Source organism: Enterococcus sp. M190262, assembly GCF_005843965.1.
In the GTDB taxonomy this organism is placed as follows: domain Bacteria; phylum Bacillota; class Bacilli; order Lactobacillales; family Enterococcaceae; genus Enterococcus_D; species Enterococcus_D gallinarum.
Genome location: NZ_CP040461.1, coordinates 1,321,348 through 1,343,739, shown reverse-complemented (window position 1 = coordinate 1,343,739; position 22,392 = coordinate 1,321,348). Strand labels below are relative to the sequence as shown.

Annotated in this window: 19 protein-coding genes; 4 read left to right on the top strand and 15 right to left on the bottom strand. The window is 41.7% G+C overall.

The window, feature by feature from the left end:
- The first annotated feature begins 2 nt into the window (after positions 1–2).
- Together FE005_RS06350 and FE005_RS06345 are read left to right on the top strand one after the other, a co-directional pair.
- A complete protein-coding gene (locus FE005_RS06350; protein WP_003128598.1) occupies positions 3–353 on the top strand; it encodes a hypothetical protein in 351 nt (116 codons plus the stop codon).
- 29 nt (positions 354–382) lie between these two features.
- Positions 383–544, top strand: coding sequence for a hypothetical protein (locus tag FE005_RS06345; RefSeq protein WP_021149110.1), 162 nt, complete (start codon positions 383–385; stop codon positions 542–544).
- 192 nt (positions 545–736) lie between these two features.
- Here FE005_RS06345 and FE005_RS06340 read toward each other — a convergent pair whose 3' ends face one another.
- From FE005_RS06340 to metG, 10 genes are all read right to left on the bottom strand, one after another.
- Complete coding sequence (locus tag FE005_RS06340) at positions 737–2,284, bottom strand: bifunctional UDP-sugar hydrolase/5'-nucleotidase (RefSeq protein WP_003128596.1); 1,548 nt, start codon at positions 2,282–2,284, stop codon at positions 737–739.
- Between the two features lie 103 nt (positions 2,285–2,387).
- Positions 2,388–3,671: an ABC transporter substrate-binding protein gene (locus FE005_RS06335; protein WP_103300332.1), complete on the bottom strand. Its 1,284-nt coding sequence runs from the start codon at positions 3,669–3,671 to the stop codon at positions 2,388–2,390.
- A gap of 21 nt (positions 3,672–3,692) precedes the next feature.
- Complete coding sequence (locus FE005_RS06330) at positions 3,693–4,985, bottom strand: MBL fold metallo-hydrolase (protein WP_138371476.1); 1,293 nt, start codon at positions 4,983–4,985, stop codon at positions 3,693–3,695.
- A complete protein-coding gene (locus FE005_RS06325) occupies positions 4,969–5,787 on the bottom strand; it encodes a carbohydrate ABC transporter permease (RefSeq protein ID WP_041119808.1) in 819 nt (272 codons plus the stop codon). The genes FE005_RS06330 and FE005_RS06325 overlap by 17 nt, the downstream gene beginning before the upstream one ends.
- A 1-nt stretch (position 5,788) precedes the next feature.
- The gene (locus FE005_RS06320; protein WP_029487291.1) at positions 5,789–6,670 is read right to left on the bottom strand and encodes a carbohydrate ABC transporter permease; all 882 of its coding nucleotides are present in this window, start codon (positions 6,668–6,670) and stop codon (positions 5,789–5,791) included.
- Positions 6,670–7,743, bottom strand: coding sequence for an ABC transporter ATP-binding protein (locus tag FE005_RS06315; protein ID WP_081131448.1), 1,074 nt, complete (start codon positions 7,741–7,743; stop codon positions 6,670–6,672). The genes FE005_RS06320 and FE005_RS06315 overlap by 1 nt, the downstream gene beginning before the upstream one ends.
- A 468-nt stretch (positions 7,744–8,211) precedes the next feature.
- Positions 8,212–9,720 (bottom strand): ribosomal protection-like ABC-F family protein, encoded by a 1,509-nt coding sequence (gene abc-f / locus FE005_RS06310; RefSeq protein WP_138371475.1) that lies wholly within the window; start codon positions 9,718–9,720, stop codon positions 8,212–8,214.
- 516 nt (positions 9,721–10,236) lie between these two features.
- Positions 10,237–10,665 (bottom strand): hypothetical protein, encoded by a 429-nt coding sequence (locus FE005_RS06305; RefSeq protein WP_138371474.1) that lies wholly within the window; start codon positions 10,663–10,665, stop codon positions 10,237–10,239.
- A 174-nt stretch (positions 10,666–10,839) separates the two neighbouring features.
- On the bottom strand, positions 10,840–13,518 hold the full coding sequence (locus tag FE005_RS06300) for a cation-translocating P-type ATPase (protein ID WP_138371473.1): 2,679 nt from the start codon (positions 13,516–13,518) through the stop codon (positions 10,840–10,842).
- A 264-nt stretch (positions 13,519–13,782) separates the two neighbouring features.
- Positions 13,783–15,789 carry a methionine--tRNA ligase gene (gene metG, locus FE005_RS06295; protein ID WP_003128586.1) on the bottom strand — a complete coding sequence of 669 codons (2,007 nt, stop codon included), beginning with the start codon at positions 15,787–15,789 and terminating at the stop codon, positions 13,783–13,785.
- A gap of 184 nt (positions 15,790–15,973) precedes the next feature.
- On the opposite strand from metG, the gene FE005_RS06290 reads away from it, so the two are divergent.
- The gene (locus FE005_RS06290; protein WP_005472766.1) at positions 15,974–16,243 is read left to right on the top strand and encodes a hypothetical protein; all 270 of its coding nucleotides are present in this window, start codon (positions 15,974–15,976) and stop codon (positions 16,241–16,243) included.
- Positions 16,244–16,288: 45 nt separating this feature from the next.
- Positions 16,289–17,119: an NUDIX hydrolase gene (locus tag FE005_RS06285; RefSeq protein ID WP_060813097.1), complete on the top strand. Its 831-nt coding sequence runs from the start codon at positions 16,289–16,291 to the stop codon at positions 17,117–17,119.
- 198 nt (positions 17,120–17,317) lie between these two features.
- On the opposite strand, the gene FE005_RS06280 is transcribed toward FE005_RS06285, so the two are convergent.
- The 5 genes from FE005_RS06280 to opp3b are packed head-to-tail and all read right to left on the bottom strand — an operon-like array spanning position 17,318 to position 22,352.
- On the bottom strand, positions 17,318–18,355 hold the full coding sequence (locus FE005_RS06280; RefSeq protein ID WP_081131391.1) for an RNA-guided endonuclease TnpB family protein: 1,038 nt from the start codon (positions 18,353–18,355) through the stop codon (positions 17,318–17,320).
- A gap of 16 nt (positions 18,356–18,371) precedes the next feature.
- Positions 18,372–19,307 carry an ABC transporter ATP-binding protein gene (locus FE005_RS06275; protein WP_003128581.1) on the bottom strand — a complete coding sequence of 312 codons (936 nt, stop codon included), beginning with the start codon at positions 19,305–19,307 and terminating at the stop codon, positions 18,372–18,374.
- A 14-nt stretch (positions 19,308–19,321) separates the two neighbouring features.
- The gene (locus FE005_RS06270; protein ID WP_029487296.1) at positions 19,322–20,374 is read right to left on the bottom strand and encodes an ABC transporter ATP-binding protein; all 1,053 of its coding nucleotides are present in this window, start codon (positions 20,372–20,374) and stop codon (positions 19,322–19,324) included.
- The gene (gene opp3C, locus FE005_RS06265; RefSeq protein ID WP_003128579.1) at positions 20,374–21,411 is read right to left on the bottom strand and encodes an oligopeptide ABC transporter permease; all 1,038 of its coding nucleotides are present in this window, start codon (positions 21,409–21,411) and stop codon (positions 20,374–20,376) included. Before opp3C ends, FE005_RS06270 begins: the two co-directional genes overlap by 1 nt.
- A complete protein-coding gene (gene opp3b, locus FE005_RS06260) occupies positions 21,411–22,352 on the bottom strand; it encodes an oligopeptide ABC transporter permease (protein WP_003128578.1) in 942 nt (313 codons plus the stop codon). The genes opp3C and opp3b overlap by 1 nt, the downstream gene beginning before the upstream one ends.
- Positions 22,353–22,392 lie beyond the last annotated feature (40 nt).

Sequence of the window (22,392 nt, the reverse complement as noted above, 5' to 3'; positions counted from 1 at the left end):
CCATGTTTGATAAAACACCCATCGAGCTTTTACTGAAAGATTTTTCAAATATTTATAATAAGTGCCAGTCAACTTATGAATTGGTCACTAGCCGTCGTTACAATGAAGCCCTCGTCTTATTGACTACGGCTGAAACCTATGCCATTGCAGAAAAAGCCTATATTCGTTGTGATACCTTTAAAGAATTGCAAACATCCGAAGTTACTGGCTTCTTTGATGCTTTTGAGATTTACTATTTTGAATTGAAACAAGTCCTTTTCCATGATGACGATGACTTTGTTTCTCTTAAAAGTCGTTTGGAAAAAATGAAAGAAATGTATGAAGCATTGACAGCCGCATTCAATTTGTTATGATGGTACCAAATAGACGAAAAGGTGATCTCATGAACCAAGAAGAAGTGCTTGAGCGCTTAAAAGAAGAGTTAGAACTTCCTTTTTTCCAAGCAAAATTAGAGGAAAAAAACTATAGCGAAGAAGACTATCAGCAGGTAAAAGCCGATTTGATTCGCTACTTCGATGAATATGTCCGCAATGTAGAAAACTAATCTGATTTTCTTTTACAAGAACATAGAAAGGGTCTGTGTCATAAGTAGCAACTAGACAAGACGATCCGAGGATAACTGGGTGTCATCCATCGTCTATTGGCGATGGAAACTTGCTGAAGCGCAAGCACAGTCTCATTCTCCTCGGAATCGTTCGTTTGTTGCATGACTTATGTCACAGCCCTTTTTGGCTTTTTAGTACACGATTTTGAAATTCTGATTCGTCTCAGCTTCTAGTACTGGGTGTTGTTTCAAATAATCAGCAATCAATTCAGTCATATCCACTTGGATCTCCCGTACAATTTTGTCGGCTGTAAACATCGCGTAATTCCCACCGCCTACCGCTCGGTATTGATTTACGACAACTTCCAGCTCCTGTTCCGGCGTGATAGGCTCATTATGGAACAACAAGCGTGTGATTCGTTTGCCAACTGGCTGGTTCATATCAATCGTATAGTCGATTCCTTCGTACATATCATAATTGTAGTATTGCGGTTTCGGCTCGATAAAGGCTGGATTAAAGACGATTTTCCCTGCTTCGACGGCTAAGTAATTCGCTGTCTGTTCCAACGCAAGACGCAACTCTGCTCCGGTCACTTTTACGACAGCCAATGTATTAGGATAAATATAATTCGTGATGACATCCCGCATCGTGATCGTTGTACCGAAGCCTTTCCCTTCATTATTGAAGAGCGCTGTCCCAGATATTTCCGCTCCGCTGGCAGCCATCTGAACGCGATTGATAAATTCCACGTATGGATGTTCCACGATCCGTGCCTGCATCGGATCAGTAATTCGCATATCCCCGTTCACTTTCCCTAGCGGCTGATCCAACCAGCTTTCCAATTCCGTCTCAATTGGTTCGATCATTGCCAAAATTGCTTCATCGGCTGAAACTTCTGCCACTGAATGCAATGTCGCTTGTTGATCCGTAATCACTGTTTGTCCCTCTTTTTTCTCTATTGTTAATTGGATTCGGCCGATTTGGCTGCCCCGATAACCTGGCTGGACCACAGGGACCCCATTGACAATGGCGGCGATTTCCCGATGTTGGTGTCCAGTAAAGAAAGCGTCAATCCCCGGCACCTCTTGCAGTAACTCATAGCCTTCATTCTCTCCGGTCAACAATTCGGTGGCTTCACCGGTTACCAAATCTTTCTCAAAACCGCCATGATAGCTGACGATGACAAGATCTGCTTGTTTTCTTAGCTCTGGCACATATTTTTTTGCCGTTTGGATAATGCTTTCGAACCGCATCCCCTTGATGGTAGCTGGTTGTTCCCAATGAGGAATATACTGGGTCACCAATCCCAACACCGCAATCTTAATCCCATCTTTTTCAAGGATCGTATAGGCTTTGCCGAAATAGGGCTGTCCCTCTTCATTTAAGATGTTCGCTGCTAAAACAGGGGACTGATAACTAGCGATTGCTTCTTGAAGATACGTTAATCCATAATTAAATTCATGGTTTCCTAAAACATGGACATCGTATGCCATGTGATTGATCACTTTGGTCAATTCTGCTACCGGATGCTGGCTTTTGGCAATATAATAACTCAGTGGGGATCCTTGGATAAAATCGCCATTTTCGATCATTACAACAGGACCATCGGCTTCGGCTTTTAACTGCTTTAGTTTCGTTGCGACTTTCGCTGCCCCAATAGCCAGATCGTGGTCGTCGGCGAAATTAGTTGGGTAGACATAGCCGTGCATGTCGCTGGTTTCAAGAAAGGTGATTTGCATTTTCTCATTACTCCTCTAACATTTATGTAAAAGAGACCGCAGGGATATCTGACGGTCTCTTTCGGGTTGATAGGGTCATTGTCTGGCCCTTTTACGAGCAGAACTATTGATTCCAAACATCCTCAAGTTGTGGAATGGAATCTTTAATCAATTTATCGGTATCTTTGTCAGTATTCGACAAAATATTCTCCATGATGGAACGAACTTCATTGTAAGCTGAGTCTGCATTTTCAATTACTGGGATCGAGAAAAGTTCTTTTGTTGCTTCACTTAACTCAGAAGCAACTTTCGTATCTGGATTGTTCTTGTATTCATCACTATCTAAAACAGATTGAACAACTGGCATGTATCCTGTTGAAACTGCCCATTCTAATTGTGACTCAGGAGAAGTCAAAAACTTCATGTATTCAAAAGCAGCGGTACGTTCCTCTGGAGATGCACTTGTGAACATATATAAGTCTGTTCCTTGTTGTAGATTGATTTTTTCTGGGCGGGCAGAGACACCATATTCAAATTTGCCTTCGGTGTCTTTTTTGACATATCCTTCTCCAGCAATCGAGCCGATGAACATCGCAACTTGTTCGTTTGCGAATGGTCCTGAAAGATATTGATCGGATCCAGCAATACGGAAGTAGCCGTCTTTCACACCTTCCGCATAATAATTGATGACTTCTTTCGATTCATCGCTGTCTAGCTGTAAATCCTTGTTAAAATCAACACCTTTGTTCTTCATGCCAATAGCATAGTAGTTATTCAATGAATCAAAGCCAGCACCAACAACGCTGCCATTTGATTTTTCGTAAATTGTTTTTGAAGCTTCTTTTAACTCATCTAATGTTGTCGGTACTTCTACACCATATTCTTTTAAAAGATCTGCATTGTAGAATAACATTTCCGTTGATTTGTTGAAAGGAATACCATATTGGACACCATCAATTTGTGCACCTTCTAATAATGAAGAGCGAATTTCTTCTTGGTCACCCCAACCAATCGTATCATTATCGATATACTCGCCTAAATCAACAAGCATTTCATCTTGAGCTGCATTCCAAAGCCAACCTGGATACGCTTGTGTGATGGTTGGCAAATCTTTTGGTGAAGGTAGTGTCGAATTGATTTTCGCCTGCAGATCGGAGTACTGAGATTGATTTTGCAGTTCTACTTTCACATTTGGGTTTGCTTCCATAAACTCATCTGTCAGTTTCGTCAGTGCTTCTTCTTGTGCACCATTCATTGCATGCCAGAATGTGACAGTAGTATCTTTCGGAACCTCTGTAACGATCTCATCGCTGCCTTTTGCACTGTCATTTGAGCCATTGTTGCCGCATGCCCCTAACACTAAAGTTGCCGCAGCCACTGCTGCAAATGCTAGTTTTTTTGATTTCATTCTTTACTCTCCTCTATCCTTTTATAGTTCTATTTTCTCGCCACGTTCTGGCAATATTCTTTCGCCATACGGATTCACCAGTTTCTCTGGTTTCAAGGTATGGATTGGAACCAATCTTTTTGGTTCGATCCACGCAATAATCTGATCAAGATCCTCAGGAACTGCGTGTCCCGAAACCGGTAGCCGTACAAACTCAATTTCCAGCTTTGCTAACAAAGCGAGAAACTCTTCATAGGCAGGATCAAAAGCCCCCAACGGTTGTGCATCGCTATGGATATACAGACTGCCTGGTTGTAAATTTTCAAAATGGTCAACTGCTTGCCAGACATACTGGCCAGTGTCGACACATAAAGAACGATAATCAATTTCTAGCGCAGGATCTAACTCTGCTAAGGAAGCTCCGCCTTCAACCGTGTAATAGGGAACTTCTCTGTCAAAGATTTCTTTCAGTAATGCTGCTTGGTGTGCTTCAAGGACGATCGTTCGAGGACAAGCATCCACCAAAGCTAAAAAGCGCTCTACATTGGCAGGATAGCCGTTGAAAGTGATTTGCCGTTGTGGATTTTTTTCGACCAACTCGACAAAAGCCGCTACCAATTCTTTCTCACTGGCTACTTCGATAGTATCTGGATCGCTTTCTCTTTCAGGAAAACTGATACTGACTCCTTCCATCATCAATAGATCCGTGTGTTTGGCTAACTGACAAAATTCTTTTGTCCGCTCTGGATGATAGCCATGCAACCGCAAATCGCCCGTATAGGCAATAAAGTGATCCGGTGTTCGAATCAGCAATGCCGCGGCACCATAGGCGTCGTGGTCCACAGGAACGATCTCTACTTCGATCTCACCAACTTTGATTACATCGTGGGGTTCCAAGCCAATCATTTCCCGCACAAAGGCAGGGGCTTCATGAGGAGTAGGAATCAAAAAATCACCGGTGCGATTCAATGCTTTTAGGATCGCTTTGGTTTCTTTCAAGGTATACAAAGGGATTGCAGGGTCCAAATAATTGACCATCTTTGAATGATCAAGATGGGCATGAGATAGAAAAACAGCTGTTTCTTGATAGTCCTTTTGTTCTGATCCATGATACGTATAAGACAGACGAGGATCATAGACATTGCGCAATTGCGGGACCCAGCGATGATCCACTAAGGTCTGTAATGCTTCGTCGGGTAATGGCTGCTCTGGGTGATACTCCGAACCAAAATCGAAGAAAATATGGGCATCTTTGTATGCCACTTCGATGACGGTGCCGCCGATCGTGAGAATACCACTGTGAAATTTAACTGTTGTTTTAGCCTTTGATGCCATCTTTTGCCACTCCTTTAATAATCTCTTTTCTAAAAATCAAATAAATGATCAAAATCGGAATGACAGTCAATGTCGCAGCTGCCATCTGCAAATGAACATCGCTACCGCTTTCTGATGTGAAGGCCGCTAGCCCATTGTTCAACAACCGATATTTTTTTTCATTCGTGACTAACAATGGCCACAAGAAAGAATTCCAGCTCGAGATAAAGGTCAAGATGCCAACAGTCACTAGTGCCGGTTTAGACATTGGGATCAATATCCGCCGTATGTAAGCCATATCGCTTGCACCATCGATTTTTGCTGCTTTATAAAAGGTATTCGAAATGCTTTTCAAATAGCCATTCAGGTAATAAATATAAAAGATACTTGTCAGAAAGGGAATAATCAACGCACTGTAAGTATTCAACAACCCCATTTGAGCAATCGTGTTGTAGTTGGTAAAGATGATTGATTCATAAGGAACCATCAATAAGGAAATCATTAGAGCAATCACAAGCCCTTTGAATTTGAATTCCAAACTAGTCAATGCAAAAGCTGCCAGAATAGCAGTAATCAATGTGGCGATAGTCGTGACTGCTGAAACAAAGACTGTATTCAGAAAGTAACGGAGAAATGGTGCTTTGGTAAAGACTTCGGCATAGTTGCTCCATTGAAAGGACTCCGGCAAAATCGTAGGCGGAATACTGGTGGCCTCACTATAAGTCATCAGTCCCGCGAGAATCATATAAATAAACGGAAAAATCGTGATGATCGCTAAGAGCGCCAAAAAAATCAGAGAGATGAGGGTTACGACTTTTTTCATCTTATTCCCCTACTTTCTTTAAAATTTTATTTTGGATAAAGGTCACCGCCAAAATAATAACAAAGAGAATCACAGTCGCAGCCATTGCGATCCCAGGACGGCCCGCAATATGGAATTTGTCATAAATATAATAGACAGCTGTGGTTGCGCTTTTGGCGATACCGGGTTGACCACCAAACAAGGCATAGACTTGTGTATAGACTTTAAAGGCACTGATGATATTAACGGTCAACAAGAAGGCAAATGTCGGAATCAACTGCGGAAAAGTAATCTTGCGAAAAATCTCCCAGTTATTGGCGCCAAACATTTTTGCGATCTTATAATGTTCTTTGTCAATGTTACGCATCCCTGCTAAGAGAATAATAATATTGAAGGCCAAACTGCTCCAAATCCCAAAAATGATCAGTGTCGGCATACTCATATTGACATTATCCAGCCAATTGACGGCGGGAATCCCCACTAAGCCCAGCAAGTAGTTGATGATCCCATAAGACCCATTAAAGAAATAGCGAAACACAATCCCAATGGCGATGGTACTGGTGACATACGGCATAAAGAAGATCGTCTCAAAAAAGCTCTTATGTTTCACCTTTTCAAAGATGATCCAAGCGATCGCTAGTGAAATCACTAATGCAATAGGAACCACAGCGAATGCAAACCAAGCTGTATTCTTTAGCGCCTTGAAAAACACTGGATCCGTCAGCACTTTTTGGTAGTTTTCTAATCCGGCATATCGCTGATTGATCAATGATCCTTTTTGAAAACTCATAAACAATGAACGAAATAATGGATACACACTAAAGAGCAAAATAATGACTAGTGAGGGCAATAAGAACAGCCAAGCTTTGGGTTGATTTTCGGGATTATAATTTTTCTTGAACATCAATAAACTCGCTCCCCTTTTTCATCAAAGATGAACGCTTTTTTGTAATTGAAGTCAAAAGCTAAGTGTGCTCCTTCTTCAATGATTTCTTCGATGCTAACGATCGATTTAACGTGGATGTCAGCCAGATCAAAGTTCAAGATCCGTTCACGACCAATTAGTTCAACACTTTTTATCTCGGTATTGAATAATGGTGTTTGGGTCGTCGTTAACACATCTTCTGGACGGATCCCTAAAGTATAATGACCATCTGTCAACGGTTTCTTGAAGCGGATATCCACGAAGCACTCTGTAGGGATCGTGAATTCTGGATGATGCATGACACCATCTGTCACTTCCACTGGCAAGATATTGATAATTGGGTTTCCGATAAACTTTGCAACGAATAAATTATTGGGTTCTAAATAAAGATTTTGCGGATCATCATTTTGCTGGATCACGCCTTCATTCATCAAAATGATTTTGTCACTGATAGACAACGCTTCTTCTTGGTCATGAGTCACAAAAATCGTCGTGATCCCAACTTCTTTGACTAAGCGACGAATCTCCTCGCGAATCTTTAAACGCAAACGCGCATCTAAATTACTCAATGGTTCATCCAGCAATAGTACTTCAGGATTTTGGACTAACGCACGAGTGATGGCAACCCGCTGTTGCTGCCCACCAGACAATGTACCAGGTTTTTTATCCTTCAATTCTTCAATATTGGTCAGCTGCATATATTTTTCAGCAATTTGCTGCGCTTCGTTTTTCTTGATTTTTTTATCACCAACAGTCAGTGGAAACATGACATTTTCTAAAACGGTCATATGAGGATACAAGGCATAATTTTGAAAAACAAAGCCGATATTGCGATCCTTTGGCTCCGTTTTCACCACGGAATTTCCGTTAAAGCGGATATCCCCATCTGTCGGACTCAACAATCCAGCGATCAAATTCAAAATCGTTGACTTCCCACAGCCACTAGGCCCAAGTAAACAAACAAGATCGCCCTTCTCGATCGTAAAATCCACCGCTTTCAAAGCTTCAAACTTGTTGTCAAAGACCTTCTTCAACCCAACTACTTCTATCAAAAAAAGAACCTCCATTATTTTTCTCTTTGCCGCTTTTGTTCGACCAGCAAGATAGGAACACAAAAACAGCTGAATTCTTACAGGCTGTTGTCAAACGCTCAAAGAAATTCGATTTTTATGATAACAAATGAATATTTTTATTCGGTACTGTTATTGTAAATCTTTTGTAAAACCCTTTGGTAATTATGAAAGAAATTTTAATTAACTAGCAGAACGATGAGAAAAAAATGAGATTGTTGAACGACAGAATATTGCATTGTAAGGCTTTTTTTCTTGCAAAATAAATAAAAAATCCAGCTAAAATAAATAAAAAAAGAAAAAACAGGCACCTCATTTATTATTTTTTATCTAGACCACTCAAATCAAAAAAACAGACTAACGATCAAAATAGGGTAGCTTTCTCAAAAACTCACCACTTTAAAATAACAAAATCGGGATAAGATTTAAAAAATCCTATCCCGGTTCGATTTATGGACGCGCTAGATCTGTATGTCCAAGCAAAAATTGTTGTGTAGTCACTTGATCCAGAAAATGGCGATCATGTTCAATGATCAACAACGTCGGTTGGACAAGTTGGATCACTTCAGCTAACTGATTCTGATTAAAGACATCCAGATAATTCAAGGGTTCATCCCAGATAAACAGCTCAGCAGGGGTTGCCAACGATTTTGCCAATTCCACACGCTTACGCTGCCCCATACTCATATCTTCGATTCGGGTCTGAAAGACATTTCGCTCCACGCCCAATTTCTTCAGATTATTCAACAATTCTTGATAATCCAATCGGTGTGATTCAGCAAACTCAGTCAAGGTGCCTCGATTATCCTCGTAATTTTGGCGAACACGACTGATGGACAAATGTTGCGGCATCCAAACAGAGCCGGTGACAGTTCCAGTAAAATGACCTAATAGGCCAGCCACTAAACTCGATTTGCCAGAACCATTTGCACCCAAAATACCAATCCGGTCACCAGCTTCGATGGTAAAATTCAACGGATCAAACAACGGTTGCTCATACGTCAATTGCAAATTTTCCACTCGCAGCAAAACTTTGTGATGCGTGGCTTTAACATTCATAGAAAGGGGATCGATATATTCGATGTCTTTCAACAACTGTTCTTTGACTTGTGCTTGATCTTCCATCCGCTTGACGATTGCTTTGGATCGTTTCATCGTTCTGGCTGCCCGAGCACCAATCGCTCCTGTGTCATAGACTGCTCCACTGCCTTTTTTTGTTGGTGATCCCAGTTTATCTCGTTCCCGTCCTCGTGACCATTCTGCTTTTTCGGCAGCCGTTTGCTTTAAACGGCCGATCTCTTTTTTCAGTTTAACATTTTGCTCCTGTTCAAACTGATCTTGCCGTTGCTTTTGTTCTTCGTAAACAGAAAAGTTCCCCTGATAAATCACTAGTCGGCTTTTTTCAATCGATAAAATGTGATCCACCACTTCGTCAACAAAGTGTCGATCATGGCTGACGACGATAAAGCCTTTTTTCCGTTTTAGATAAGCAGCTACATGAGCACGAGCTGTAATGTCTAAATGATTGGTGGGTTCATCGATCAACGGAAAGTGTTCCTCATCGATGAACAGTAGTGCAAGTAAAACTTTGGTTTGTTCCCCACCAGACAATGTCTCAAATGGACGCCAGAGGACATCTGGATCCAACTGAAGCAAATTTAACTCTCGCTCGATCTGCCATTGCTCAAAGTCACACAGATCTTGTAATGTATCATAGGTTAGTTGTTGCGGATCTGCCACTGGTTGAGGAAAGTAAACGAATGCTTGCTGATGGGTGATAGTCCCGCTATAAGGCAATTGGTCTTGCAGTAATTTGAGTAAAGTAGTTTTCCCCCGACCATTTCGACCGATCAAACCTAATTTCCACTGGGTATCGATCACCAAATCAGCTTGATCGAACAGCAGATGATTCTGAGTATCGAAGCCAAAACTTAATTGTTCTATTTTTATATTTGACACTTTTGTACCTCCTGTCTATCTCTAGACAAAAACCGCGCCTATTTTCAGGTCAGGTTCCAGAAAAGTACACAAAAAGACCCTCCAGAAAAACACACCAATCCTGAAAATCTGCACACTGCTCCCTAGAGAACATGATTCTATGCAGCTTCCAACAAATTGGTTAGTTTTTCAATGGAGGATCCCTCATTTCGTTTATAAGTTGTTTTCAGTATAGCATCTACCGCGAAAAACCGCAATTGGCGATACTTGTTTTTAGATTAGCAGTGAAACGATACTAACAAACTGTTAGGTAAATTTATTCACAATGTCTTTTGCAGTCATTTTATTATTTTGAGTAAAAAAACATTTATAAAAATAAAAAAACCATCAGGTTGGTTAGTCCTGATGGCAAAAGGAGTAAAATGAAAAATAAAAAGGTTGTTGGTTGTGAATTCATTATACATCCACCATCATCATTTTACATAAGAATAACATAACATTTAAATTAAATAACTCTCGTTTAATAAACGAACTTTATCATTTTTTTAACAAGAGTGCTGTCATCCGCTGAATTGCAAAAGAGATTTCATCAGTGGCTTCGTCTTGTTTTTTCTCTGCCGCATCGAAAGCTTCCCGATCGACCCCATCAGCAATACTTAGAATCATTTCTTCACAGCCAGCAACATACTTCGTATATGCTCGTTCAAATTTCTTGTGGATCCCCATGACCGTTGCAGGCGGGCGTAATTTAGAGATCTGTTCCAGCATCAAACGATATTTGTCCGTTCCTTTTTTAAAGGACGCTTCGATTGTTTCCAGACGCTCTGGTGATAGTTCAGATTCCTTTTTTTTATCGAGAGCCTGACGAATCTCTTCATAATTCGGATTCATGGTTTCCCCGATTTTCTCTGTCTCTTTCACTAGATCATTGATTGTTTGTACATAAAAACCTAAATTCGGTCGCACGATTCATTCCCCTACTTTCTTCTTAGCTATCTTTTATTTTACCGTTTATTGCCAAAAATGAAAAGGTCGGCAAAAGCAGATTGTTCATTCGCCCCTATTATTCATTTACGACGATTGGTGTGAACAAAAACCGCAGTCAGAATACTCTGCCTGCGGAATAAATTTAGAGACTGCTTATTTTTTGCCCATTGCACGTTGGACAGCTTTAACGATCTCAACGATCGGGATGATCGCGAAGGATGCACCTAGAACGATTCCCCATTGATAGAGATCTAAATGAGCCACTCGGAAGATGTCATTTAATCCAGGAACAACAATGATGACCATCATCAATGCAAAAGAAAGCAAGATTGCCCAGTTAAAGGTTTTGTTGCGGAAAGGTCCCACTTTGAATAATGATTGGTAAACAGACTTAACGTTAAAGGCATGGAACAGTTGCATCAATCCTAGTGTAGCAAACGCCATTGTCAATGCATCCGCATGGATTGCATCATAGGTATCGTGTACCGGCCATTGAATTGCTGACCAGTAGACGAACAAGACCGTTGCAGCTTCCAAGATCCCTTGATAGATGATACTGCTCATGACTCCACCAGAGAAGAAGTTCGAATTCCGGCCACGAGGGGCATGCTTCATCAAATCTTTCTCAGCTGGCTCCATTCCCAATGCGATTGCAGGGAAAGTATCTGTTACAAGGTTGATCCACAACAGATGGATCGGCAACAGTGTATCCCAGCCCCATAAGGTAGCTAAGAACAATGTCAAAACTTCACCTAAGTTAGCCGCTAACAAATATTGGATCGCTTTTTGGATGTTTGAGAAAACTTTTCGTCCTTCTTCAACAGCCACAACGATTGTTGCGAAGTTGTCATCAGCCAGAACCATATCCGAAGCACCCTTAGATACTTCAGTCCCAGTGATTCCCATACCAACACCGATATCAGCTTGTTTCAGTGCTGGCGCATCATTGACACCATCACCTGTCATAGCGACGACTTTGCCTTCATGTTGCCATGCTTTCACGATCCGAACTTTATGTTCAGGTGAAACCCGTGCATAAACCGAGTAATGAGTCACTTTTTGTGCAAACTCTTCATCACTCATTTTGTTCAATTCAGCACCCGTCAATACAGCTGCGTCATCACCAGGCTTGATGATTCCTAGACGTCCAGCGATTGCTTCTGCTGTGTCTCGGTGGTCTCCTGTGATCATGATTGGACGAATACCAGCTTCTTTAGCTACTCGCACAGCATCGGCTGCTTCAGCCCGTTCAGGGTCGATCATCCCTACAAGACCAGCAAAGACTAGATCATTTTCTACGATTTCTGATTCCAAGTTTTCTGGTACTGTATCTACATACTTGTATGCCATTCCCAAGACACGAAGCGCTTGTTTGGCCATATCTGTATTGTTGAACAAGATTTTTTGTTTTTCTTCTTCAGTCATTGGTACTTCTTGTCCGTTCAACAAGACTTTTGACGCACGTCCCAATAAGACATCAGGCGCGCCTTTCACTGCAACTAAGTAACGACCATCTTCTTGTTCATGGATCGTACTCATCAATTTACGATCAGAATCAAATGGCAGATCCGCTACACGAGGTTCTGCACTCACTTGATCTTTCACATGGAAGCCTTGATCCATCCCGAATTGAACAAGTGCTGTTTCAGTAGGATCACCAATCAAGTTGCCTTCCTCACCGAACTTAGTATCATTCGCGAAGTTCATGACTTTCAGAGCCATTGTATCCAATGGAATGTCTTCAGAAGCAGCATGTTGCTTGTCATTGACATAAAGTTTTTCAACTGTCATTTGGTTTAGTGTCAATGTACCTGTTTTATCTGATGCGATGATGTCTGTCGCACCCAATGTTTCTACTGCCGGTAATTTACGAATAACAGCGTTTCGTTTGGCCATGACTTGCGTGCCTAGTGCTAAGATGATCGTTACGATCGCTGGCAATCCTTCTGGAATCGCAGCAACCGCAAGAGAGATTGATGTCAGCAACATGTCGACCCAAGAAGTATTATTGAAGATCGTACCAACAAAGAACATAATTACGGCGATCACGATGATGGCGATCGTCAAGAATTTACCAAGTTCATTCAAGTTACGTTTCAACGGCGTTTCCGTTTCTTCGGCTCTTGCTAACATACCAGCGATCTTACCGACTTCTGTCGCCATCCCTGTATTGACAACGACCCCTTTTCCCCGTCCATAAGTCACATTACTGTTGGAGTAAGCCATATTGACACGATCACCGATCCCAACATCTGTTGCATCGATCACAGTCAATTCTTTTTCTACGGGTACCGATTCACCAGTTAATGCCGCTTCTTCGATTTTCAGAGAACTAGCTTCTAATAAGCGTAAATCAGCTGGTACCACATCGCCGGCTTCTAAAAGAACGATATCTCCGGGAACCAGTTCATCGCTTTTGATCGTCACCGTATGCCCATTTCGTAATACATTGGCATTGGGCGTTGACATTTCCCGCAACGCTTCGATGGCTTGTTCGGCCTTCGCTTCTTGAACCACGCCCATGATCGCATTGATAATAACAACGGCTAAAATAATGATTGAATCGACGATTTCATGTGACACGACAGCAGAAATGATCGCAGCGGCTAACAAGACGATGATCATCAAATCTTTGAATTGTTCAAAGAATTTTTGAGCCATCGATTTTTTCTTACCTTCTTCTAATTCATTGGCGCCATATTGTGACAGACGACTTTTGGCTTCGTCATTTGTCAAACCGTTGGCATCGGTTTGCAGCTCTTTCAGAACAGCCTCAGCTTCTTGTGCATAAAAAGCTTGCGAGAGTTGCTCTTTTTTATTCTCTTCAGACATGTTTTTCCTCCTTTATTCTTCTTCCTTCTTTATTGTACATGAAATGAAAAAAAATAGACTCATGTATGCACTAAAACACATACACGAGTCTCACTATTTAAGGCAACACCAGAAATTTCTTTCAGGATGGTGATGTTGCCGCAACGATAAGCTGCCAGTTACTCCCTCATGATCATCTCAATAAAGACCATTATACAAAATGTTTCATTCGGTTGCAATTTCATTTTCTGAAAAAAGAACAGAAATGATTAAATACTGTCTCGCTTAGGCAATGATTGATCCGTTAGGCATTCCCTTTGGAGCTTCAACGATTTTTAATCGTCCTTCGGTATCTTCCGCGGAAAGGATCATCCCTTGACTGATTTGCCCCCGCATCTTACGTGGTTTCAGATTAGCTACGATTACGACTTTCTTACCAATCAAATCTTGCGGCTCTGGATAAAACTCAGCGATTCCTGACAAGATTTGTCGATCTTGATCATCACCCGCAGCTAAGCGAAATTGAAGCAGTTTATCTGCTCCTTTGACTTTTTGACAGTCGATCACTTCAGCTACTTTCAATTCGATCTTGTCGAAATCATCGTATTTGATCTCTGTTTTTTCAGAAGCAAGAACCGTTTCTTCTGGGTTCCATTTGACTGTTTCAGCAGTGCTTTGCGTTCCTTCCGCCATTTTCTTCTGGATATAAGCGACTTCCGTCTCTAATTCCAAACGAGGGAAGATTGGCGTTCCTTTAGCCACTACTTTGGTATCACTAGGAAATTCACCGAACCGCAAGTCTTTCAAGTCCATGGCTTCTGAAGTTAAGCCTAACTGATGGAAAATATTTGCCGGTGTTTCGGTCATGATCGGTTGCAGCAAGATTGCTACGATTCGCAAGCTTTCTGCAAGATGGACCATCACACTGTCTAATTCTGCTTTTTTCTCAGGATCTTTGGCCAATACCCACGGTTGTGTTTCATCGATGTATTTGTTGGCACGAGAGATCAACGTCCATACTTCCGACAATGCAGTACTGAATTCCATCTTGTCCATTGCTTCATGGTAGCGACCTACGACGTTGGCTGCGGTTGTTGACAACTCACTATCGTAAGGAGTTACTTTTGAGGCATATTTAGGAACGATTCCTTCACAATACTTATTGATCATAGCGATAGTGCGGTTTAATAGATTACCCAGGTCATTGGCTAGATCATAGTTTACCCGGGAAACAAAGTCTTCTGGTGTAAAGACGCCGTCACTGCCAAAAGGCACTGCCCGCAGCAAGTAGTAGCGCAAAGCATCCAAGCTATAGCGCTCAACAAGCATCTCTGGATAAACGACATTGCCTTTAGATTTCGACATTTTGCCGTCTTTCATCATCAGCCAACCATGACCGAAGATTTTTTTAGGCAATGGCAAATCTAATGCCATCAGCATGATTGGCCAATAGATCGTATGGAAACGAACGATTTCTTTCCCAACCATATGAACATCTGCCGGCCAGTATTTTTGGAACAATGAATCGTCATCGGAACCATAGCCTAGTGCTGTAATATAGTTTGATAAAGCATCGATCCAAACATAGACCACATGTTCAGGACTCGCCGTTACTGGAATCCCCCACTTGAAAGTTGTTCTGGAGACAGCTAAATCTTCTAAACCTGGCTTGATGAAATTATTGATCATTTCATTCTTACGGGATTCAGGTTGGATAAATTCTGGGTGCTCATCATAATATTGCACCAGACGATCTGCATATTTGCTCATGCGGAAGAAGTACGAAGACTCTTTTACTAATTCTACTTCGTGGCCGCTTGGTGCTTTCCCACCGATCACATGTCCTTCTTCATCACGATAAACTTCTGCCAATTGCGTTTCTGTGAAGTATTCTTCATCAGAGACAGAGTACCAGCCTTCATACTCGCCAAGATAAATATCTCCTTGGTCCAATAATTGTTGAAAGATTTTTTGGACTGCCTTTTTGTGATAGTCGTCCGTTGTCCGGATAAATTTATCGTAGCTGATGTCCAATGTTTTCCACAATTTTTTGACATCGGCAGCCATTTTATCTACATATTCTTGTGGATCAACACCTAGTTCTTCCGCTTTTTTTTCGATTTTTTGCCCGTGTTCATCAACACCAGTCAAATAAAACACATCAAAGCCCATTAGACGTTTATAACGTGCTACTGCGTCGCAAGCTATCGTTGTATAAGAATTTCCGATATGCAATTTGCCGCTTGGATAATAGATTGGCGTCGTAATATAAAATGTTTCTTTTTCAGCCATGGGCGTATGTCCTCCTTTTCACCTGTAAAGTGTATACTAAGGTAGTATACCATAATTTTCTGTGAGTTTTTCCTTTTTTCTTTTGCCCAAATTGATGAGATAATTTTACTATCAGCTCCTTTTGGTTTATGAGCTGTTTTTTTGCTATAATAGGAATGAACGTTTGAAAGAGAGGGTTTTTCGCTTGAAAAAACAACAACAGCGCTTCATGATCTTAGCTGTTTTAACGATCATCCATTTGATTTTTTCTAGTTTTTATTTGTATTTTTACGGCTATTTCAATGGGCAAAATCTAGCTAGCTTCTTTGTGGTCATCACATCATTGCTTCGTTATGGGTTCCTGCTATGGATCGCTGTGTGGGGATATTTAGCCATGAAGCACACACAAAAAGCGGCATTCTTCTATTTAGCACTCTTTTTTATCAATTTGATTTTTCCCTATTTTTTTAACTAATCCATCATCATTATTATTTCATCATATCAGGAGTAGGAGACAGGAATGAAAGAATTCACCTCAAAAACAGCAGAAAAAGAGTATTATGAAAAAGAAGCTTCTGAAGCAGAATTTTTAACTTGGTATCGCAGTCAGGACCAGCCAAAATATGAGAAGCCTTCTGTGACAGTCGATATGGTCTTGATGTGTTACAACAAAGAAGAAGAAGAACTGAAGATTGCACTGATTCAGCGAAAAGGGCATCCCTTTCGAAATTCTTGGGCTTTACCGGGTGGTTTCGTCAATCCGAATGAGTCAACTGGTCAAAGTGTCATTCGCGAGACGCAAGAAGAGATCGGCGTAACCATCTCAAAGCAAAACATCGAACAACTCCATACCTTCAGCACACCAGGGCGAGACCCGCGGGGCTGGGTCATTACGGTCAGTTATCTCGCTTTTATCGGCGAAGAACCTTTGAGCGCTGGGGATGATGCCAATCAAGTCCGCTGGTTTTCATTAGAGAGAAAGGCGAACCAAATCTTTTTATCTAGTGGCGATGTTGAGATTATCTTGGACCTAGTCTCGGGACAATCTGTCGGTAAGGATACATTGGCTTTTGACCATAGCGCGATTATTTTGAAAGCATTTGAACGAGTGGCAAACAAAATGGAACACGAACCACAAGTACTGCTGGTTCTCGGCGAAAGCTTCACGATCACTGAAGCACGTAAAGTCTTCGCTAAATTTTTGGGGATCGATTTTAAATTGATTGACCATTCAAATTTCAAAAAAGCCATGCTTCAATATTTCACGGAAATCGGTGAAAAGCCCGTCGGTATTGGACGCCCTTCGAAAATCTATGAATTGAATGCTGATGTGCTTGGCGACAAAATGTAGGCCGTGCAAAGAGGCTGCAACACAAGCAAACAAGAACCGAAACGATAGACGAATCACTTTCAGCTGAGCATAAAGCCAGCGTCTGTGGGTTTGTGTATCGTTTGGGTATTTTTTGTTTTGCGTGACGTCACAGCCTCTTCGCTGGTTAATCATAATTAGTGAGCAGAATTCCTAGAAACAAAAATCCAAAGATTTTTTCTATCCCCTAGGCGATCCCTGGCGCTCCTCCCAGTTCGTTTCACTTTCGATTACACGCAACATTTGCGTCATTTTTTGACAATCTTTGGCCGACAAAGAAATAAATCGGACTTCTTTGCCGTACCACTCTGCTTTGTACGTGATTTTACGAATAAACTGATGCCAGTCGCTGACTGAAAAATTCCCTGTAGATCTACAAGTCTCATCGATCAGCCGTTCCAAAAAAATCGTATCGTATTGTTTGACCAGATGAAAGGTTACTTGATCGATGTATTCTTTTTTTTGATCACGATGCGCTCGATATAGCTGAGAAACTTTTCCTTTTTGTTTTTGATAATTACGAGCATGACTAAGCACCATTTTTTTTCGTTTGACAGCTTTTGCTTTCACATTTAGTTTTCGTTCTGCACGGGCCAGCCTTTGTTGAGATTTGATGGCATTGGTACTGATAAAGGGTAACTGTGCATTGGCCTCTACCAACACTTCTGGATGATAAACCAAGGCAATCTTTCGTTGGTTCTTCGGCAAGGGCTGAATTTCTTCGATGCAAAGAATCGAAATATAAAATTCAGTATTGTTTCTTGCAGAAATCGTCGCCGATTTAATCTGACCATTGATTGGCCGATGACGCTTGACTGCAACGAATGATTTCAATTTAGGCAATTTCAACTGATCATCGACCAAGTAGATCGTATGTTGTTGATTGTTTGTCGTATACGATTGCCAAATATTCTTTTTCGTCTTCAGTTTAGGAAAGCCTGCTCGCTTTTGAAAATAGTTGCGAAAAGCCCGTTCCAAATTGCGCTGGGCGTTGGCCAGTGCCAAACTGTCGGTCTCTTTTAAAAAAGGATACTCTTTTTTTAATTTTGCAGGTGTTAGTTTTTCTTTTTCTGCATTTGTAGTAAGTTCTTCCATCTTTGCTTTTAGCAATTGATTATAGGTGAAGCGTACGCAACCAAACGTTTGGATAAAGAACTGCTTTTGTTCCTCTGTAGGATAGATCCGAAATTTGTATGCTTTTAAAACACTCAGTTTCATCTCCTCCTAAACAGGTCTACCCCTTTTTTTGTGCCAATTTTTTCTGATACTGTGCCGCTTCTTCCTTCGTAGCATAAATAAAATGCCCCTCTGCGATTTCTTCCATGGCACGAGGCTTGTCATCTGTTGGTTCGCTGACGTATTTGATGCGCTTCCGTTCTCGTTCATGATCTGGGTCTGGCAGTGGAATCGCCGACAAGAGACTCTCTGTGTACGGATGGACCCCATAATGATAGATTTCATCACTAGAACCTACTTCCAAAAGTTTACCATTATGCATCACACCGATGCGATCGCTGATATGTTTGACCATTGATAGGTCATGGGCAATGAATAGATAAGTCAGCTTATGTTCTTGCTGTAAATCTTGCAGCAAATTGACGATTTGGGCCTGAATCGAAACATCCAGAGCCGAAATCGGTTCATCACAGATGATGAACTTGGGATCTACCGCTAGTGCTCGGGCAATCCCAATCCGTTGCCGCTGTCCTCCGGAAAATTCGTGGGGATAGCGAGTTCCATGACTTGGGTTTAAACCAACAGTTTTCAACAAATCATCTACGCGCTGGTTGCGTTCCTTTTCGTTTTTTGCCAATCCGTTGATATCGATCCCTTCAGCAATGATATCGCGAACTTTCATTCGAGGATTCAATGATGCATACGGATCTTGGAAAACCATTTGTACTTCTCGACGGAAATCAGCTAAATCTTTTTTGCCTTTGATTTTCATGACATCTTGTCCATCAAACAAGATTTCTCCTGCCGTGGGATGATTCAGTCGAATGACCGTTCGACCAGTCGTTGACTTCCCACTACCGGATTCTCCTACTAGTCCAAAGGTTTCTCCTTCATAGATCTGAAAGGAGATATCATCTACAGCCTTGACTTCGTCTTTGCGGCCGACATTAAAATATTGTTTTAAGTTCTTTACTTCAAGCAACACTTTCTCCAATGGGTTCTCCTCCTTTATACAGATGCCTGTCTAGTTTTTTCTTGGAATTTTTTCCAACGAATCAAGATTTCATCCGGAGGGGTAACCTTAGGAGCTTGCGGAGCTAAAAGCCACGTAGCTGCTTTATGGGTCGGTGAAACATCAAAGAATGGTGGTTGCTGTTCGGCATCGATCTGCAAAGCAAACTCATTTCTAGGATAAAAAGCATCCCCAGTCGGCGGATCCAACAAATCTGGTGGTGAGCCAGGAATCGCATAAAGACGATCCCCCGTCCCCTCCAAGGTAGGCATGGAACCTAACAGCCCCCAAGTGTAAGGATGCTGTGGATTATAGAATATTTCTTCTGCTGTTCCCACCTCTACGATTTTGCCGCCATACATGACGGCTACCCGATCTGCCACATTTGCTACTACTCCTAAATCATGGGTAATAAAAATGATCGATGAATTGATTTTTTGTTGGATATCTTTCAACAACTCAAGGATTTGGGCTTGAATCGTTACATCCAGTGCCGTAGTCGGCTCATCAGCAATCAGGATCTGTGGATAACAGATTAATGCGATGGCAATGACGATCCGTTGCCGTTGTCCCCCTGAAAATTGATGCGGATAATTTTTCAAACGCTTCTCAGCATTCGGAATCCCTACCAGATTCAAAAGATCCAAGGCTTGTCGGAGTCCTTCTTTTTTACTAAGTTTGTTATGTTTCATCAAAGATTCGGCCACTTGTTTGCCGATGGGCATCGTCGGGTCCAGAGAAGTCATGGGATCTTGGAAGATCATCGCAATTTCTTTTCCGCGAATCTTTTGTAGTTCTTTCTCAGATTTCTTGAGAATATCCGTTCCATTGAATAGGATCTCTCCATTATCTATATTGGCGTTACTAGCTAATAATCCCATGATACTGCGGGTAGTTACTGATTTCCCACTACCGGATTCGCCAACGATCGCTAGTGTTTCGCCTTTGTATAGTTCGAAACTGACATCGCGGATCGCTTGGACTTTCCCTGCAAAGGTATCAAAGGAGATCTCTAAATTTTTCACTTCTAACACTTTTTCCATAGCAATCACTCTTTCATTTTCGGATCAAAGGCATCACGGAGTCCGTCAGCAAGTAAGTTGAATCCGATCATAATGACCGACAACGTAACCGCCGGCACCCACATTTGGTAAGGCAAGAATAAAAAGGTCTTGTACCCGTCGCTCAGTAACATCCCTAGCGATGCTGAAGGCGGCTTTAAGCCCAAACCGATAAAGCTTAGAAAAGCCTCGAAGAAAATCGCTGATGGGATACTGAACATCATCTGGACAATAATCACACTCGAAATATTCGGCAAGATATGCTTCATCGCAATCTTCATACGGCTCTCACCTAATGTCGTAGCAGCTAGCACAAACTCTTGATCTTTTAATTTCATTGTTTGCGCGCGAACGATCCGAGCCATTGGAATCCAGTTGGTGATAGCCATCGCAGCTACGATCGAAAAGATTCCTGGTTTGAAGACGACCAGCATCAAAATCATCACCACTAGATTCGGAATCCCAGAAAGGATCTCTAAGAAACGTTGCATGATATTATCCACTCGTCCCCCTAATAAACCGGAAATCAATCCATAGGTCACGCCAAAGATGATATCTAGCAAAGCGGCAATAAAGGCAATCAATAGCGAGATTCTCGTTCCGACAAATAAACGGCTCAACAGATCCCGTCCTAGTCCGTCGGTTCCTAGTAGATAGTAAGTGCCTTCTGGAACATTGGCAGCAGCATATTTATCAACCAATTCACCACCAACCATTGCATACCCATTTAATCCTGGGAGATTGAGTCCGGGAATTTTGGGAGGCAGATTCGTGAACTTCACGTTTTGCGCAGTAGGGTCATGGGGAGAAACAAAGATCGTAATAATCGAGATTGCAATAATGATCAGCAATAGTACGATCGAAAATACAGCTGCTTTGTTTTTCTTCAAACGGCGCCATGAATCTTGGAAAAAGGTCAGCGATGGCGCAGCAATTGCTTCTCGTTCTTCTTTGGTATTTTTTTGTAACGGCTGAAATTTGGCTGCATCAATGGCAGCTACTTGATTGATTGTTTTCTCTTCCATTAGCCACGGCTCCCTTCTGACACACGGATACGCGGATCAACGATACCATACAAAATATCTACCACTAAAATCACAAATACTAACATGGCAGAGTACAAAATCGTGACTGCCATGATTGTTGGATAATCATTTGTCATGATTGATTTTACGAATTGTTCGCCAATCCCCGGAATCGCAAAAATATTCTCAACAACCAATGAACCCGTCATCAATCCAACGGCTAAAGGTCCTAACAAGGTAAGCAGCGGGATCAAACTGTTCCGCAAACCATGCTTGAAGGCGATCTCCCAGCGGCTCAGCCCTTTGGCACGAGCCAACTCAACGTAATCACTGTGGAGCACCTCGACCATCTCGGTTCGAATAAAGCGGGCAGAGTCTGCCAGTGGCGACATGGCTAATGCGATCGTTGGCAAAATCGTGCTTGCAAAAGTTTCCCATTTGGCGATTGGCAAGACACCTAATTTGATGGCAAAAATGTATTGCAGCAAAACGGCAAAGACAAAGTTCGGAATCGAACGTCCCAAGATCGCTACTAGCGTTGACGTCGTATCAATCCATGTATTTTGTTTCATAGCGGAGATCGTCCCTAAAATGATACCGAAAAAAGTCCCAAAAATAATTGCCTGCAGCCCCAATTGTAAAGAAGGACCAATCCGACCAGATAATAGATTCGCTACCGGTTGATTTTTGAATTGGAATGAAATTCCAAAGTCGCCTTTAACTAAATTCGTCAAATACAGCCCATATTGAGTAATCATCGGTTTATCTAAACCTGCTTGTTCATTCAATAAGGCAATCTGTTCGGGACTCAGTTTTTCTGCATTGGTATAAGGTGTTCCTGGTAAAAATTGCATTAAGAAAAATGTGATCGTGGCAATCAACCATAAGGTCAATACCATATAGAATATCCGTTTCAATAAATATTTCAAAAAACCGTTCACGCGTCTTCCCCCTAGGTATTTTGACTTCTTATCAATAATT

What these genes read in the sequence shown, in the direction of transcription:
- FE005_RS06330 (WP_138371476.1), bottom strand. Translation starts at nt 4,985, where the DNA reads ATGGCATCAAAGGCTAAAACAACAGTTAAATTTCACAGTGGTATTCTC.
- FE005_RS06320 (WP_029487291.1), bottom strand. Translation starts at nt 6,670, where the DNA reads ATGTTCAAGAAAAATTATAATCCCGAAAATCAACCCAAAGCTTGGCTG.
- metG (WP_003128586.1), bottom strand. Translation starts at nt 15,789, where the DNA reads ATGGCTGAAAAAGAAACATTTTATATTACGACGCCAATCTATTATCCA.
- FE005_RS06345 (WP_021149110.1), top strand. Translation starts at nt 383, where the DNA reads ATGAACCAAGAAGAAGTGCTTGAGCGCTTAAAAGAAGAGTTAGAACTT.
- FE005_RS06335 (WP_103300332.1), bottom strand. Translation starts at nt 3,671, where the DNA reads ATGAAATCAAAAAAACTAGCATTTGCAGCAGTGGCTGCGGCAACTTTA.
- FE005_RS06285 (WP_060813097.1), top strand. Translation starts at nt 16,289, where the DNA reads ATGAAAGAATTCACCTCAAAAACAGCAGAAAAAGAGTATTATGAAAAA.
- FE005_RS06280 (WP_081131391.1), bottom strand. Translation starts at nt 18,355, where the DNA reads ATGAAACTGAGTGTTTTAAAAGCATACAAATTTCGGATCTATCCTACA.
- FE005_RS06300 (WP_138371473.1), bottom strand. Translation starts at nt 13,518, where the DNA reads ATGTCTGAAGAGAATAAAAAAGAGCAACTCTCGCAAGCTTTTTATGCA.
- FE005_RS06340 (WP_003128596.1), bottom strand. Translation starts at nt 2,284, where the DNA reads ATGCAAATCACCTTTCTTGAAACCAGCGACATGCACGGCTATGTCTAC.
- opp3C (WP_003128579.1), bottom strand. Translation starts at nt 21,411, where the DNA reads ATGGAAGAGAAAACAATCAATCAAGTAGCTGCCATTGATGCAGCCAAA.
- FE005_RS06350 (WP_003128598.1), top strand. Translation starts at nt 3, where the DNA reads ATGTTTGATAAAACACCCATCGAGCTTTTACTGAAAGATTTTTCAAAT.
- FE005_RS06325 (WP_041119808.1), bottom strand. Translation starts at nt 5,787, where the DNA reads ATGAAAAAAGTCGTAACCCTCATCTCTCTGATTTTTTTGGCGCTCTTA.